Here is a 14,705-nt window from a genome sequence, read left to right as displayed (position 1 = left end):
GCGTTGCTTGAGCGGCCCGAGACGGTATACCGCCAGTATACTGTCGTCATGGCTGACACCACCGTCAAGGTTGACCCCGCCGTCCGTGACCGGCTCATGGTGCTCGCCCGCGAGCGGGGCATGTCCATGCGCGACCTGCTCGCCGAGCTGGCGGGCGCCACGCCCACCAAGGACGAGCTGCGGAAGCGGTACGAGGAGGCCAAGGCGTACTGCGAGACGCACTTCGGCGTGACGCTGACGGACGAAGACCACGACAGGGCCGAGAAGGTGTGGCAGGACCTGGAGGCCGGTCGGCACGTGGACAGCCTGTGAGCGGGTCCACGGCGGTGATCTACGACGAGAGCGCCCTGCTCGCGCTGGGCTCGGGCAATCGGCTCGCCTCGCAGTTCATCTCGAACACCGCGCACGGCCCCACCCGGCACGTCTACGTACCGGCACTCTGCCTGGCGGCGGCGGAAGGGATGCGCAAGGGGCTCGCCGAGCACGTCGGCGCGCTGCCCGCCGCGGAGATCGTCGAGCTGGACTACGCCGGGGCGTCGGCTGTGGGCGTGCTGTTGCGTGACGGCGTCCAGTGGCGGGTCGGCCAGGCGGTCCATCTGTCCCGTCCGACGCCCGACTGGCCGGACGGGCGGCCCGTGGTGACGACCGCCCCGGACCTGTACGCGGACATGCCGCTGGTCCGGACGATCCGGCTGTCGTGACACATGGCGGGGCGGCCCCCCGCAGGGAGCCCCGCCCCGCTCACCCCGCCGTGGCGTCGCCGCAGATGCGCAACCCTTCCGGCGTCGCGCACGGCAGGTGCCCGTGGGTGCGGATGACGTCCAGGCCGTTGCCGCGTGCGTACGCGAGGAAGCTGGAGGCCAGGGAGTCGGCGGGGGGCTGGCCGTAGGTGTAGGCGTACTCGATCTCGCGGTACGGGTAGCCGCTCTTCTCCAGGTTCTCGGCGGACGGCGCGTGGCCCTCCAGGTTCAGGCGGTGCAGGCCCTTCAGGCCCTCCGCCGCGCGGAGTTCGCTGTAGCCAATGGCGCCCGGAATGCGGCCGACGGCGTCGAGCACCTGCTCGGTGGAGTCCAGCTCGCAGCGCGTGACGGGCACCGACCGGTCGTCCTTGCTCAGGCAGTCGTTGGACGAGGCCTTGATCTCGAAGGCGCCGTCAAGGACGCGGCGCTGGAGGGTGTCACGGGTGCCCGAGCTCGAACCCCGGCTGACGAGGACCACCGGCAGGTTGGGGCCGCCGAGCTCCTCCCAGTTGCGTACGCCGCCACGGTAGATGCGGCGCACCTGCGGCAACGTCAGGTTCGTCAGCTTTACGCGGTCGTTGAGGACCAGCGCGAAGACGGAGACGGCGACCCGGGTCTCCGCGAGGCGCGGGAAGCCGTCGGACTTCGGACCGTCGGAGAAGCTGAGCAGGGGCGGCGAGCCCTTGCCCCGGCCACCGGCAGCGTCGCTGCCGCCGCTGAACTGCTTCCCTTCGTCGTTCAGTTCGCGTACACCCGCCGCGCTGCCGTGCGCGGCGACCGTGATGTCGGAGCCGGGGCAGTCCTTCTCGTACTTGTCCGCCAGCTCCTCGGCGACCGGCGCGAACGCGGTCGAGCCGAGCACCGTCAGCTCCCCCGTCGCGCACTCGATCGGCGGCGGGTTGTCGTCGCGCAGCACGATGATCGTGGCCAGCGTGATGACGGACAGGGTGAGCAGTACGGTCAGGAGCCGCGCGGGCCGGGAGAGTACCGGCGGCTTGTCGTCGAGCGTGGTCGACCGGTTGGGCTGGACCTCGCCCGCCTGGATGCCGCCGGACACGATGACCTCGCCGCCGACGGGGCCGCCGGTGAGCAGGACCAGGAGCTTGTAGTGCTGGCCCCGGTTGAGCGGGACGCGCGGGATGTGCAGGGTGCTGCCCTCGTAGCGCAGGCCCGCGCCCTGCGTGAAGTGCTCCATGAGGTGGTCGGCGCCGGCCGGCGCGGTCACCGCGAGGCCCCGGACGGTACGGCCCGAGAAGACGGCGGTCAGGCCGTGCAGGGCGCGGCCGGTGTAGTCGGCGTCGGAGACGGACTGCGAGCCGTCGTTCTCGACGCGGAGCAGGACGAGGGTGGCGTCGGACATCTCGGGCGTCTCGTCGAACAGCCCGAGGCGGGCATTGGCGCCGCCCGTACGGACGTTGTCGCCTATGGCGGTGTCCAGCTGCACCCGGTAGCCGATGCGCTTCCGGCGTGGCACCCGGCGTTCGTACCAGAGTGCCCCCACGGTGGCGAGCAGGCCCAGGACCGCCGTCAGTACGGCGATGGTGTTTTCGGTGCTCAACCACTCCATGAGCGGTGACCGTAGGCGCCCGGCGGCTGGCGCGGGCCCCCTTCGCCGTCCCGTCGGCGACTGTTCGCCGACGGTTCAGCTCGTACGGTCCGGTGCGCCGAGGCGGCGCCCGGCGCGCTCAGCCCGCCTTGTCGTAGGTCATCTCGCCCGTGCCGTCCGTGTTGGCGCGGCGCAGTTTGCCGTTGCCGAGGATCGTGACGACGCTCGGTTTGCCCGGGGTGCACGCCGACATGGGCTCGCCCACCGTGATCTCGGTGCCGCTGAAGTGCAGCCGCTCGTCGGAGGCGGACTCCAGCTTGCCCTGGAAGACGCAGCGGTAGGGGGTGCCGTCCTTCATCGGGCCCTCCGCGACCAGGGACAGCGAGGTGTCCCCGGTCTCGCCCTGCTGGAGGGTGAGGCGGCGGGTGTGGTGTCCCGCGTCGTTGTCGAGGCCGCCGGCCCAGGTGCCGAGGTACTTCTCGGGCACCGTGCCCTCGTCGTCGTCCTGGGTGGTGGGCGTGGGGTCCGGAGTGCTCGGCCCCGGGGTGGGCGAGGTCGGGCCGGGTGTCGATGGGCCGCTGCTCGCGGTGTTCTTGGCGCCGTCGTCCTTCTTGCCGTCGCCCTCGCCGTTCATCACGGCGTAGACCGTGCCGCCCGCGCCGATGGCCACTATCAGCGCCACGGCGATCAGCGCCGCCGTCGAACGGCCGTTGCGGCGCGGCGGCTCGGGCGGGCCGAGGGCGACGTACCCGGGGCCGTAGGGGGGCGTCGAGCCGTACCCGGGAGGCTGCTGCTGCGGGTAGCCGTAGCCGGCCGGCGGCGGCTGGTGCTGCTGCGGATAGCCGTACGCCGGGGTGCCGGGCGGCGGCGCGGGCGGCGGGGACTGGCCCGAGACCATGGTGGGCAGGTGGTCGAGGGGCGTGGCGCCGGGCGTGCCCGGGGGCGGGGGCGTGTGCCCGTCGGCGGCGGGCGGCTCGGCGGCGTTGCGTGCGCCGTTCTGCGCGGCTGTCGCTCCGGCGGCGGCTGCCGGGGGAGTCACGGGCGGCAGTGGTGGCGTGCCGCCGGGCGGCGCACCCACGGAGGGCGTGCTTCCGGGAGCCGCGCCCTGAGAGGAACCCGGCGTCGAGGAGCCATTCGCGGAGCCGCCCGCCTGCGCCCCCGGCTCGTCCGGGTCCTCCGCGTCCAGCAACTGCACGGCATGCCGCCCCAGTTGCGCGACGAGCGCGCCCGGCAGCCACGGGTCGAGCGTGCGGCCGGCCTCGCTCAGCGTGTCCTGCGCGCCCGTGAGCCCCAGGACGTCGTCGAGGGAGGGCCGGGACGCCGGGTCCTTGCGCAGGCAGGCGCCGATCAGCTCGGCGAGGCTCTCGGGGAGCCCCTCCAGGTCGGGCTCCTCCTGCGCGATGCGGAACATCAGCGCGTGCACACCGCTGTTGGCCGTGCCGAAGGGCAGCGCGCCCGACGCCGCGTACGCGAGGACGGAGCCGAGGCAGAAGACGTCGCAGGCCGGGGTGATCCGGTCGCCGCGCACCTGCTCGGGTGCCATGAAACCGGGCGAACCGACGAGCGCCCCGGTGCGGGTCAGGCCGCCGTCGGTGACCGTCTCCAGGGCGCGGGCGATGCCGAAGTCGATGACGCGCGGGCCGTCGATCGTGATGAGGACGTTGGACGGCTTGAGGTCGCGGTGGACGATGCCCGCCGCGTGGATGTCCTTGAGTGCGTTCGCCAGACCGGCCGCGAGGATGGTCACCGACCGCTCGGGCAGCGGCCCGTGGCCGTGCGAGACGACGCTCTGGAGTGAGGGTCCCGCCACATACCCCGTCGCCACCCAGGGGATGGCCGCCTCGGTGTCGGCGTCGAGGACGGGCGCCGTCCACGCCCCGCCGACCTGCCGCGCGGCCTGCACCTCCTGCCGGAAGCGGTTCCTGAACTCGTCCTGCTCCGCCAGCTCCTGGCGCACCAGCTTCACCGCGACCGTGCGGCCCCTGCCGGACCGCGCGAGGTACACCTGCCCCATGCCGCCGGCGCCGAGCCGTGCCAGCAGCCGATACGCCCCGATACGCTGCGGATCACCGGCCCCGAGCTTCTCCATCGCCGCACCGTCCTCCCCCATTGGTGTGCAACACGGTGAGGATAGTGCGCGGGTACGACAGCGAGGACCGCTCCGCTCTCTACGGTTCCGTAACGGGTTCCACAACAGGTCCCGCGACGGGTTCCGCAGCCGGGTCGGGGAGGGCGTCAAGCGCCTCGGACAGGCGTTCCAACACCCTTACCGTTTCCGCGAGTTCCCGTCCCCCGAGCGCCACCGCGAGCCACCCCGCTAGCTCCGCGTGCCCCGGCTCGATCCTGGCCACGGCGGCCCTGCCCGCGTCGGTCGGCCGCAGCAGTTTGGCCCGGCGGTGCGCGGGGTTCGGCACGTACTCGGCGAGGCCCTCGCGCACCAGCAGATCCGCCACGCGCTGCACGCTCTGCCGGGTGATGCCCATCGCGCGGGCGATGCCCGCCACCGGCAGCGGCTCGCGCAGGACGGCGCCGAGCACCTGCCACCAGGCGGCGGTGAGCCCCGCCGGCCTGGCGAGCTCCTCGGAGCGTGCGAGGAACTGGCCGTTGAGACGGAAGACGGTGAGGGCCGCCCTGCTGAGCAGGTCCTGCTGTGCGCGCTGTGCTTCGTCGGTCATCTGCCGCTCCGCCTCTACGCGTTGAGCGTCTCGTAGGCCGCCGGGTCCGAGTCGTGGAAGAGCCGGTACCAGGCGTCGAGCTTCTCGCCCTCGAAGACGCCGCCGAGCCGCCCGAAGATCTCCCGGGCGAACGCGACCGGCTCGGTCGGGCCCGCCGTGACCAGGTCGCCGTCGGTGACCGCGTCCTTCTCCACGTACCGCTCGCCGCCCTTGTAGCCGGTCGCCGTCAGGTACATCGCCGCCGCGCTGGTGTGTGTCCGGTCGTCGAGCAGTCCCTCACGGGCGATGCCCGCGGTGGCCCCGCAGATCGCGCCGACCGGCACCCCGGCGTCGAGGAAGGCGCGGGCGGCGCGTGCGAAGGGCGCGAGGTCGTCGCTCGTGTCCCAGAGGTCGGCGCCCGGCAGGATCAGCAGCGAGCTGTCCTCGGGGCGCAGTTCGGCGAGCGCGAGGCCGGGCTGTACGCGCAGGCCGCCGAGGGAGGTGACGGGCCCTGCCGTCAGGGCGACCGTGCGGATCTCGTACCCCGCGCGGGCCAGCCACGCGGTGGTGTGGCCGGTCTCCCAGTCGGCGAAGGTGTCGTAGACGGCCAGGTGTACGGGCTTGCGGGACATGGGGTCCTCCGTGAGGTGGATGTCGCTGCGGCTCATGGCGTCGTACGTAAGCATGCTGTCGTAATGGCAGTGTGCTGTCAAGCCTGGCAGCGTGCTGTCAAGCATGGTCTTCGTGTGGTGCGCTTCGTTAACGTCCACCAGGGGCGGCCTTAACCCGGCCGTCCCTAGCGTGACCGGGCATGGACAGCACACTGACCCTCAGCGCTCACCTGGCCCTCGATCTGGCCGCCGTCACGCTGCTGACCTTCGGCGTCTTCTATCCACGGCATCGCAGGCGGGAGCTGGTACCGGCCTATCTCGCGCTGAATGTCGCCCTGTTCGCGGTCGTCGCGGGACTCGGGACCGTGGGCGGCGACGGCGGCCTCGCGCTCGGCTTCGGGCTCTTCGGGGTGCTCTCGATCGTGCGGCTGCGCTCCGACGCCCTCCAGCACCAGGAGGTCGCGTACTACTTCATCACCCTGGTGCTCGGCCTGCTCTGCGGACTCCCCGCCCTCGGGCTGCCCGTGGCCGCCGGTCTCGCGGCCGTGCTGCTCCTGGTCATGTACGGCGCCGACCACCCGCGCCTCTTCGCGGCCGACCGGCGGGCCGTCGTCACCCTGGACGCCGTGTACCGCGAGGAGACCGCCCTCCGCGCCGAACTGGCCCGGCGCCTCGGCGAACCGCTCGGCTGGACCGTGCAGGAGATCGACTACGTACGCGATCTCATGGTGCTGGAGGTCCGGTTCCGCCAGCCGGAACCTTCCACGCGCCCCGGGGAGTTCACAGGGAAGACGTCACGACGCACGCATCAGGAACCACGACGACGCACAAGCCGGTCCCGCACGCTCGCCCCCAGCCATCCGAAGGAGACCGTGTGAACCCCGCCGTACGCGCCATCGGCCGCGCCGCGCTCGCCGCGCAACCCATCGCGCTCGACGAGGTGAACGCCCGGGCGGAGCTGCTGGCCCGCTTCGACAACAGCTATCTCGTGCCCGTCGACGTCTTCGGGGATTTCGCGGCCCTGCTGACCGACCCCCGGCGCTCCTGCGGTCCCTTCCGGGCGCTCAGCATCGGCGGGAAGCGCTGGTTCCGGTACCACTCGACGTACTACGACACCCCGGAGCTCGTCACCTTCCACGACCACCGCCAGGGCCGCCGCCTGCGCTATCGCATCCGGGAGCGGGTCTACCAGGACAGCGGCGAGCGGCAGTTCGAGATCAAGCTCAAGAGCGGCCGTGGCGAGACCGTCAAGCACCGGCAGCGGCTCGAAGGGGACGACCACGTCCTGGACGCGGCACGGCAGGGGTTCCTCGCCGGGGTGCTGCGCGGTTCGTACGGCGTCGAGGCACCGGAGGGCCTCGTCCCCTCCCTGGTCACGGACTACCAGCGGGCGACCTTCGTGGCCGACGGCCAGCGGATCACGTGCGACGCCGGTCTCGTCGTACGGGACACCGCGACCGGCGGGACCGCCGAGGCCGACTCCGGTCTCGTGCTCGTCGAGACGAAGACCAAGGGGCATCTGACCGAGGCCGACCGGGTGCTGCACCGGTTCGGGGTGCGCGCGGCCGACTTCACCAAGTACTGCGGGGGGTATGCGGCGGTCCGCCCGGAGCTGGGCATCAACAAGTGGGCGCGGGCGGTACGGACGGCCTTTCCGCGCGGGGCGCGGGCGGGAACGCCAGGGTGACCTCGGCCCCGCCGTCCGTGCTCGCCGCCCCGAAGCGGCCGTGCGCCTCCTCGGCCGTGCGGCGGGCGATGTCCAGGCCGAGGCCCGTGGAGCCGCCGCCGCTCGTGCCCCGGCCGGGGGAGGCGTGACCGGGGAAGCCGGGGCCCTCGTCGCGGACGGTCAGCACGGCCTCGCCCTCGGGGGTGCCGCGCACGGTGACGTGGAAGGCGGTGCCCTGCGGGGTGTGGTCAAGGACGTTGCCGATCAGGGCGTCGATCGCCGCGGCCAGTTCATCGGCGGGGACGGGCACGGGCACCTCGTGCCCCGGGGCCGTGACGCCGGTGTCCCGTCCCTGGTCCTCGGCCAGCGGCCGCCAGAACGCGGCCCGTTCGCGGGCCACCGCCGCCAGGTCCGCGCGCGGCGCCTCGCGCAGGGGGCGCCTGGCCCGGCGGATCACGTCGTCGACGCTGCGTTCGAGGGCGGTGACGTCGGCCGCGATGCGCCGCGCCTCGTCGGTGTCGCGCAGCGTCTCGGCGTCCAGGCGCAGGGCGGCCACCGGGGTGCGCAGGCGGTGGGCCAGGTCGGCGGCGTTCTCGCGCTCGGCGGTGAGCAGCTCGTCGATGCGGCCCGCAAGGCGGTTCAGCTCGCCCGCGATCAGGCGCAGCTCGGGCGGCCCCTCCGGGGTGGCGCGGGCGGTCAGGTCCCCGGCGGCCAGCCGGTCGGCCGTGCGGGCCAGGCGCCGGGTCGCGCCGACGAGACGGGCCCCGAGCCGGTCGGCGAGCAGCAGCCCGAGGAGTACGAGGCCGACGCCGATGCCGGTGAGGACGAGCCAGGAGGCGAGCGTCCCGGCATACAACTGCCGCTCGCTGAGCGTCACTTGCACGACCGCGGTGCCGCCCTTCGCGCCCTGCACGGGCACCAGGACCAGGCGCCCGCCGGACTCGGGCTCGTAGGTGAAGGCACGGCCGGTCCGCGCGAGGCGGACGGGCTCAGTGACGGCGGAGTTCTCGGCGTTCTCGGCGCTCTCCGCGTTCCCCATGTCCCGCGGCCCGATGACCGACCCGTCCGCGAGGACGAGCGAAGTGGCGGGCAGCCCTTGGCCGTTGACGCTCTCCACCGTCTGCTCGGCGGTCTCCCGCTCGTCGGCGGTGGCCAGGGAGGGCCCGATGGCATGAGCGACCCACTGCGCCCGAGCGGTCGCCTCGGCCGTGGCACGGTCGGCGGCATGGGTCCGCGTCAGCAGGGTGAGCGGAACGAGCAGGGCGGCGAGAACGAGAGCGGTCGTGGCGGCAGTGAGCAACAACAGACTGCGGCGCATCAGGGGGCGCCTCGGGGGTCCGGGGGCGCGGGGGTGTCCGGGGGTGTGAGTTTTATGCCTACCGTGCGGACGGTGTGCAGGTAGCGCGGTCGCTGGGCCGTCTCGCCCAGTTTGCGGCGGAGCCACGACAGGTGGACGTCCACCGTCTTGTCGGCGCCGCCCAGCGGCTGCTGCCAGACCTCGGCCAGCAGCTCACGCCGGGAGACGACCTGGCCCGGCCTGCGGGCGAGATGGGCGAGCAGGTCGAACTCGCGGGGCGTCAGGTCGACGGGCGCACCGTCCAGGGTGACTTCGCGCGAGGCCGTGTCGACGGTCAACGCCCCCACCCGCAGCGGCTCCTCGGTCTCGGTCGCGCCGAGGCGGCGCAGCACGGCCTTGACGCGGGCGTCGAGCTGGGCGGCGCCGAACGGCTTGACGATGTAGTCGTCCGCCCCGTCCTCCAGTACCGCCACCATCTCCGGCTCGTCGTCGCGGGCCGTCGCCACGATCACCGGTACGTCGCTGACCGCCCGCAGCATCCGCAGCACCTGCGCCCCGTCCACGTCGGGCAGCCCCAGATCCAGGACGACCAGATCGGGCCTGCTGGTCACCGCCGCGTCGAGCCCCGCCATGCCGCTCGGCGCGGTCGCCACGGCGTGCCCCCTGTCGCGCAGGGCCCGCACCAGCGCGCCGCGCAGCTGGGGGTCGTCCTCGACGACGAGAAGATGCGCCATACAACCACCGTAGTCAGGGGCGGGCCCCGCTCCTTGGCGGGGTCTTGACCGGGCGTTAGGAAACGATGCTGCACAGTGGCGTCATGAGGAAGTGGCGGAGCGCCGCGGCGACTGCGGCGTGGGTGGCCGTGGGCACGGCGGCGGGGGCACTGGGCGCCTGGCAGCTCGCCGGCGCGGACAGCGGGGGCGGCGCCGCGCACAGCAGACCGCTGGACGAGGCCGCGGTGCGCGAGGCGTTGGCGAGGGCGTCGGATTCGGCGGGGCCTTCCGGTGGCTCCCCCTCGGGCGGTACGAAGGCTCCGCCCTCGCGGCAGCCGTCCGGCGCGGCCTCGCACGGGCCGGCGGGGAAACCACCGAAGCCCTCGCCGAAGCCGCCGAAGCCGCCGAAGTCGTCGAAGCCGTCGCCGGCCCCGGAGCGGTCCACCGTCCGTTTCACGGGCGGGGCGGCGACCGTGGAGTGCCGTACCGACGGCACGGTCTTCCTCGTCTCCTGGAGCCCGGCCGACGGCTTCCACATCGACGACGACGTGACCCGCGGCCCGTCGGCGGTGGCCCGCCTGGAGGCGGAACCGGCCGACGACGACGAACAGGACGACCTGCCGTACGAGATCCGCTGCACGCCGGACGGCCCGCGGGCCCGAGTGGTGGCGGACACGGACACGGACGACGACTGAGCCCCCGGTGAAGAAAGCCTCCCCGCGGCACATACGACACTGTGTCGGGTTCCGCTTGTTCCGGCAGACAGGACGCCCATGTCGTGTCCACTCCGCGGACATTTACCCTCGGCCTCATGACCCCTCAGCCGAATCCCCAGGTCGGCGCCGCCGTGAAGGCCGCGGACCGCGCACATGTCTTCCACTCCTGGTCCGCACAGGAGCTCATCGACCCGCCGGCCATCGCCGGCGCCGAGGGCTCCCACTTCTGGGACTACGACGGCAACCGCTACCTCGACTTCACCAGCGGCCTCGTCTACACCAACATCGGATACCAGCACCCGAAGGTCGTCGCCGCGATACAGGAGCAGGCCGCGACGATGACGACGTTCGCGCCCGCCTACGCCGTCGAGGCCCGCTCGGAGGCCGCACGCCTCATCGCCGAGCGGACCCCCGGCGACCTGGACAAGATCTTCTTCACCAACGGTGGCGCCGACGCCGTCGAGCACGCCGTCCGCATGGCCCGGCTGCACACGGGCCGCCCCAAGGTCCTCTCCGCGTACCGCTCGTACCACGGGGGCACCGAGCAGGCCATCAACCTCACCGGCGACCCGCGCCGCTGGGCCTCCGACAGCGGCTCCGCGGGCGTGGTCCGCTTCTGGGCGCCGTTCCTGTACCGCTCCCGTTTCTACGCGGAGAACGAGCAGCAGGAGTGCGAGCGGGCCCTGCGCCACCTGGAGGACACGATCGCCTTCGAGGGCCCGCAGACGGTGGCGGCGATCATCCTCGAAACCATCCCCGGCACCGCGGGCATCATGGTCCCGCCGCCCGGCTACCTCGCCGGAGTCCGCGAGATCTGCGACCGCCACGGGATCGTCTTCATCCTGGACGAGGTCATGGCGGGCTTCGGGCGGACCGGCGAGTGGTTCGCCGTGGACCACTTCGAGGGTGTCGTGCCGGACCTGATGACCTTCGCGAAGGGCGTCAACTCCGGTTACGTGCCGCTGGGCGGCGTCGCGATCTCCGCGGCCGTGGCGGAGACCTTCGCGCGGCGGCCCTACCCGGGCGGTCTGACGTACTCGGGGCACCCGCTGGCGTGCGGGGCGGCGGTCGCCACGATCCGGGTGATGGAGGAGGAGGGCGTCGTCGAGCAGGCGGCCCGGCTCGGCGCGGAGATCATCGGCCCCGGCCTCGCGGAGCTGGCCGAGCGGCACCCGAGCGTGGGCGAGGTGCGGGGCGTGGGCATGTTCTGGGCGCTCGACCTGGTCAAGAACAGGGAGACCCGGGAGCCGCTGGTGCCCTACAACGCCACGGGCGAGGCGAACGCCCCCATGGCGGCGTTCGGCGCGGCCGCGAAGCGGCGCGGCCTGTGGCCCTTCATCAACATGAACCGCACGCATGTGGTCCCGCCGTGCAACATCACGGATGCGGACGCGAAGGAGGGCCTCGCGGCCCTGGACGAGGCGCTGACGGAGGCGGACAACCACACGACCTGACCCCGAGCCAGGGGGACGCCCCCACGGGCCCCCGGCGCACCGCGAAACCTCCCCCAGGCGAGCCACCGCGTAGGGTGACGTGCTCGAAAGCAATCCGAAGCTGTCCGAGCGCGCCAGAAAACGACCACGTCGGCACGACCGGCCAGGCGACCACGCCAGGGGGAGGCCCCAACCCATGCCCGGAAGCGACGGCCCCGCCGTCATCCGCAGCACGCTGCGCCAGCAGATCGCCGACGCCCTCCGCGACGAGGTGCTCGGCGGCCGCCTGGAGCCGGGCCAGGAGTTCACGGTCAAGGAGATCGCGGAGCAGTACGGCGTCTCCGCGACCCCCGTCCGCGAGGCCCTGGTGAACCTCACGGCGCAGGGCCTCCTGGACGCCGACCAGCACCGCGGCTACCGCGTCCACGAGCACACCCTCGCCGACTACCGCGCCATGCTGGAGGCCCGCGGCCTCATCGCGGACGGTGTCTTCCGCGTCCTCGCGGAGAACGGCCCGCCCCGCGAGGACATGGGCGACGCCCTGATCTCCGTACGCCGCCGCGGCGAAGAGGCGGCCCGCGCGGCCTGCGCGGGCGACCTGAACGTCCTGATCGGCTACGACCTCCGCTTCTGGCGCGAGCTGAGCGCCCTCTTCGGCAACCCCTACCTCTCCGAGTTCCTGCACCGCATGCGCGTGAAGTCCTGGGTCTGCGCGGTCACGCACCTGCGCCGCTGGAGCGAGAGCGACGGCGGCGACCTGCGCGACGTCCTCTGGTCGAGGCACAGCGAACTCGTCGACGCCCTGGCCCGCCACGACCCGTGCGGCGCCCACGAGATCGTCGCGCAGTACAACGCCCACTCCCTCGCCCTCATCGAGCGGCTGGCCACTGCATGAGCGTCGACCTGACGGTCGTGGTCCCCGCGTACAACGAGGAACAGCGGCTCGGCCCCACCCTGGACGCGATCCGGGACCACCTGGACCAGACGTACCGCGGCGAGTGGGAACTGATCGTCGTCGACGACGGCTCCACCGACCGCACCGCGGAGATCGCCGCGGAGGCGTCCGCCGCCGACCCCCGGGTCCATCTCCTGACCAGCGACCGCAACCGCGGCAAGGGGCACGCCCTGCGCGAGGGCGTCCTCGCCTCGTACGGCCGTCGCGTCCTGGTCACCGACGCGGACCTCGCCGCGCCCATAGAGGAGCTCGACCGCCTCGACAAGGCGCTGGCCGACGGCCACACGGCCGCGATCGGCTCCCGCGCGCGCCCCGGCGCGAGCATCGGCGCCCACCAGCACCGCCTGCGCGAGCTCCTCGGCCGGACCGGCAACTTCCTCATACGCTCGGTCGCCGTACCCGGCATCCGCGACACCCAGTGCGGATTCAAGCTCTTCGACGGCGACCGCGCCCGCGAGGCGTTCGCCGCGTCCCGGCTGCGCGGCTGGGGCATCGACGTCGAGATACTGGAGTACTTCCGCCGGGCCGGCTGGCCCGTCGCCGAGGTGCCGGTGCGCTGGTCCCACCAGGAGGGCTCGAAGGTCCGCCCGCTGGACTACGTACGGGTCCTCGCCGAGCTGACCGCCCTCAAGGCCCGCGCGGTCCGCGGCGCGGACATCGCCGCCGCCCTGCTCTTCCTGGTCCTGGCGGTCATCCTCTACGCGGAGCGCTGGGTGGCGCCCGCCCACCGCTACATCCCGGACGCGCTCCAGGACCAGAACCAGTGGGAGTGGTTCTTCGCGGTGACGGCCGACAACGTCCGCCACCTGAACAACCCCCTCTTCACGACCCTCCAGAACTTCCCCGACGGCGTGAACCTCATGGCCAACACGGTCATGCTCGGCCTCTCCGTCCCCCTGGCCCCCCTGACCTGGCTCCTCGGCCCCGCGGTCGCCCTGAACGTGGCGATGACGGGCGGCCTGGCCGCCACCGCGTTCGCCTGGTACCGGCTCATCGTGAAGCGGCTCGTCGCGCACCGGGGCGCCGCCGCCGTCGGCGCGCTCCTCGCCGCCTTCGCGCCCCCGATGGTCAGCCACGGCAACGCCCACCCGAACTTCATCGTCCTGTTCATGATCCCGCCGATCATCGACAGGGCGCTGCGGCTCTGCGAGGGCACCCGTGTCGTACGGGACGGAGTCGTACTCGGCCTCTTCACGGCGTACCAGATCTTCCTGGGCGAGGAGCCCCTGCTGCTCGCCGTGCTCGGCATGCTGCTCTTCGCCGCCGCGTACGCGATCGCCCACCGGGACGTGGCACGGACCGCCTGGCGGCCGCTCGCCCGCGGCCTCGGCATCGCCCTCGCGGTCGCGGTCCCGCTGGTCGCCTTCCCCCTGTACTGGCAGTTCTTCGGGCCGCAGAGCTACAAGAGCGTGCTGCACGGCGACAACGCGGGCAACAGCCCGCTGGCGTTCATCTCCTTCGCCGAGCGCTCCCTCGCGGGCAGCGAGCGGAGCGTCGAAGGCCTGGCTATGAACCCCACCGAGCACAACGCCTTCTACGGCTGGCCGCTGCTCCTGCTGGCCTTCGCGATCGTCGTACGGCTCTGGGACCGCGCGGTGGTCAAGGCGCTGGCGTTCACGGTGGCGGGCGCGGCGCTCCTGTCACTGGGGCAGAAGTTCCGCATTCCGCTGACGGACATCGTGCTGCCGGGGCCCTGGGCGGCGCTCGCCGACCGCCCGCTCTTCGAGTCCGTCATCGAGTCGCGCGTGGCGATGGTGTGCGCGCCCGCGCTCGGCATGCTCCTCGCGCTGGCCCTCGCCCGCCTGCCCTGGAGCTCACGACCCCGCGCGTTCGCGGGCGGGGCCGCCGCGGCCCTCGCGCTGCTGCCGATCGTGCCCGCACCGCTGGACGCCGTGGACCGGATCGACGTACCGCCGTTCATCGCGGACGGCACCTGGCGGAAGTACCTGGGCGAGGACGAGACACTCGTACCGATCCCGGTGCCCGACCCCGGCGACGCCGAGGGCCTGCACTGGCAGACCACCGCGGACCTGGGCTTCCGTCTCCCCGGCGGCTACTTCAACGGCCCCTGGGGCCCGGACCGCGTCGGCATCTACGGTCCCTCGCCCCGCAACACCTCCAACCTCCTGCGCGACGTGGCCGACAAGGGCCGCATCGCGCAGATCACCCCCGCCTGGCGTGCGGCGGCCCGCGAGGACCTGCGGTTCTGGAAGGCGGGCGTCCTCGTCCTGGCCCCGCAGCGGCACGACGGCCAACTGCGCACCACCGTGGAGAGGCTCGTCGGCAGCCGGGCGCGGTGGGTCGACGGTGCCTGGGTATGGGATCTGCACAAGGGCAGCTAGCGGCCCCGGGCCCGACTACGCTGCCTGGACGC

15 protein-coding genes are annotated in these 14,705 nt (G+C 73.0%); 8 read left to right on the top strand and 7 right to left on the bottom strand.

Annotation, left to right across the window (positions count from 1 at the left end):
- The first annotated feature begins 48 nt into the window (after nucleotides 1–48).
- Nucleotides 49–312, top strand: a complete 264-nt coding sequence (locus tag ACZ6JY_RS04865; protein WP_469192289.1) for a hypothetical protein — start codon at nucleotides 49–51, stop codon at nucleotides 310–312.
- Nucleotides 309–701 carry a PIN domain-containing protein gene (locus tag ACZ6JY_RS04860; protein WP_469192287.1) on the top strand — a complete coding sequence of 131 codons (393 nt, stop codon included), beginning with the start codon at nucleotides 309–311 and terminating at the stop codon, nucleotides 699–701. The genes ACZ6JY_RS04865 and ACZ6JY_RS04860 overlap by 4 nt, the downstream gene beginning before the upstream one ends.
- A gap of 40 nt (nucleotides 702–741) precedes the next feature.
- On the opposite strand, the gene ACZ6JY_RS04855 is transcribed toward ACZ6JY_RS04860, so the two are convergent.
- The 4 genes from ACZ6JY_RS04855 to ACZ6JY_RS04840 all read right to left on the bottom strand — a co-directional run bounded on the left by ACZ6JY_RS04855 (nucleotide 742) and on the right by ACZ6JY_RS04840 (nucleotide 5,572).
- A complete protein-coding gene (locus ACZ6JY_RS04855) occupies nucleotides 742–2,307 on the bottom strand; it encodes a PstS family phosphate ABC transporter substrate-binding protein (protein ID WP_469192285.1) in 1,566 nt (521 codons plus the stop codon).
- Between the two features lie 118 nt (nucleotides 2,308–2,425).
- Complete coding sequence (locus ACZ6JY_RS04850; RefSeq protein WP_469192284.1) at nucleotides 2,426–4,375, bottom strand: protein kinase domain-containing protein; 1,950 nt, start codon at nucleotides 4,373–4,375, stop codon at nucleotides 2,426–2,428.
- 79 nt (nucleotides 4,376–4,454) lie between these two features.
- Entirely contained in the window at nucleotides 4,455–4,961 is a 507-nt protein-coding gene (locus ACZ6JY_RS04845; RefSeq protein ID WP_469192282.1) for a MarR family winged helix-turn-helix transcriptional regulator, read from the bottom strand.
- Between the two features lie 14 nt (nucleotides 4,962–4,975).
- Nucleotides 4,976–5,572 (bottom strand): DJ-1/PfpI family protein, encoded by a 597-nt coding sequence (locus ACZ6JY_RS04840; protein ID WP_469192997.1) that lies wholly within the window; start codon nucleotides 5,570–5,572, stop codon nucleotides 4,976–4,978.
- A gap of 179 nt (nucleotides 5,573–5,751) precedes the next feature.
- On the opposite strand from ACZ6JY_RS04840, the gene ACZ6JY_RS04835 reads away from it, so the two are divergent.
- Together ACZ6JY_RS04835 and ACZ6JY_RS04830 are read left to right on the top strand one after the other, a co-directional pair.
- A complete protein-coding gene (locus tag ACZ6JY_RS04835; protein WP_469192280.1) occupies nucleotides 5,752–6,429 on the top strand; it encodes a DUF4956 domain-containing protein in 678 nt (225 codons plus the stop codon).
- Nucleotides 6,426–7,238: a VTC domain-containing protein gene (locus tag ACZ6JY_RS04830; protein WP_469192278.1), complete on the top strand. Its 813-nt coding sequence runs from the start codon at nucleotides 6,426–6,428 to the stop codon at nucleotides 7,236–7,238. The genes ACZ6JY_RS04835 and ACZ6JY_RS04830 overlap by 4 nt, the downstream gene beginning before the upstream one ends.
- Here ACZ6JY_RS04830 and ACZ6JY_RS04825 read toward each other — a convergent pair.
- Genes ACZ6JY_RS04825 through ACZ6JY_RS04815 form a run of 3 tightly spaced genes read right to left on the bottom strand, consistent with a single transcriptional unit; the run spans nucleotide 7,171 to nucleotide 9,684 of the window.
- Nucleotides 7,171–8,535, bottom strand: coding sequence for a sensor histidine kinase (locus ACZ6JY_RS04825; RefSeq protein ID WP_469192276.1), 1,365 nt, complete (start codon nucleotides 8,533–8,535; stop codon nucleotides 7,171–7,173). The genes ACZ6JY_RS04830 and ACZ6JY_RS04825 overlap by 68 nt on opposite strands.
- Nucleotides 8,535–9,248 carry a response regulator transcription factor gene (locus ACZ6JY_RS04820; protein ID WP_469192274.1) on the bottom strand — a complete coding sequence of 238 codons (714 nt, stop codon included), beginning with the start codon at nucleotides 9,246–9,248 and terminating at the stop codon, nucleotides 8,535–8,537. Before ACZ6JY_RS04820 ends, ACZ6JY_RS04825 begins: the two co-directional genes overlap by 1 nt.
- Nucleotides 9,249–9,303: 55 nt before the next feature.
- Entirely contained in the window at nucleotides 9,304–9,684 is a 381-nt protein-coding gene (locus tag ACZ6JY_RS04815; RefSeq protein ID WP_469192273.1) for a hypothetical protein, read from the bottom strand.
- A gap of 16 nt (nucleotides 9,685–9,700) precedes the next feature.
- Between ACZ6JY_RS04815 and ACZ6JY_RS04810 the strand changes: the two genes are divergently transcribed.
- From ACZ6JY_RS04810 to ACZ6JY_RS04795, 4 genes are all read left to right on the top strand, one after another.
- Nucleotides 9,701–9,922: a hypothetical protein gene (locus tag ACZ6JY_RS04810; RefSeq protein WP_469192271.1), complete on the top strand. Its 222-nt coding sequence runs from the start codon at nucleotides 9,701–9,703 to the stop codon at nucleotides 9,920–9,922.
- Between the two features lie 116 nt (nucleotides 9,923–10,038).
- Complete coding sequence (locus ACZ6JY_RS04805) at nucleotides 10,039–11,397, top strand: aminotransferase class III-fold pyridoxal phosphate-dependent enzyme (RefSeq protein WP_469192269.1); 1,359 nt, start codon at nucleotides 10,039–10,041, stop codon at nucleotides 11,395–11,397.
- Between the two features lie 175 nt (nucleotides 11,398–11,572).
- A complete protein-coding gene (locus ACZ6JY_RS04800) occupies nucleotides 11,573–12,271 on the top strand; it encodes a GntR family transcriptional regulator (protein WP_469192267.1) in 699 nt (232 codons plus the stop codon).
- Nucleotides 12,268–14,673 (top strand): dolichyl-phosphate beta-glucosyltransferase, encoded by a 2,406-nt coding sequence (locus ACZ6JY_RS04795; RefSeq protein WP_469192265.1) that lies wholly within the window; start codon nucleotides 12,268–12,270, stop codon nucleotides 14,671–14,673. The genes ACZ6JY_RS04800 and ACZ6JY_RS04795 overlap by 4 nt, the downstream gene beginning before the upstream one ends.
- Nucleotides 14,674–14,705: the final 32 nt, after the last annotated feature.

The sequence above is a fragment of the Streptomyces sp. NPDC046335 genome (assembly GCF_055587985.1).
Note: the sequence above shows the minus strand (reverse complement) of the source record. Positions and strands in the feature narration are given on the sequence as shown.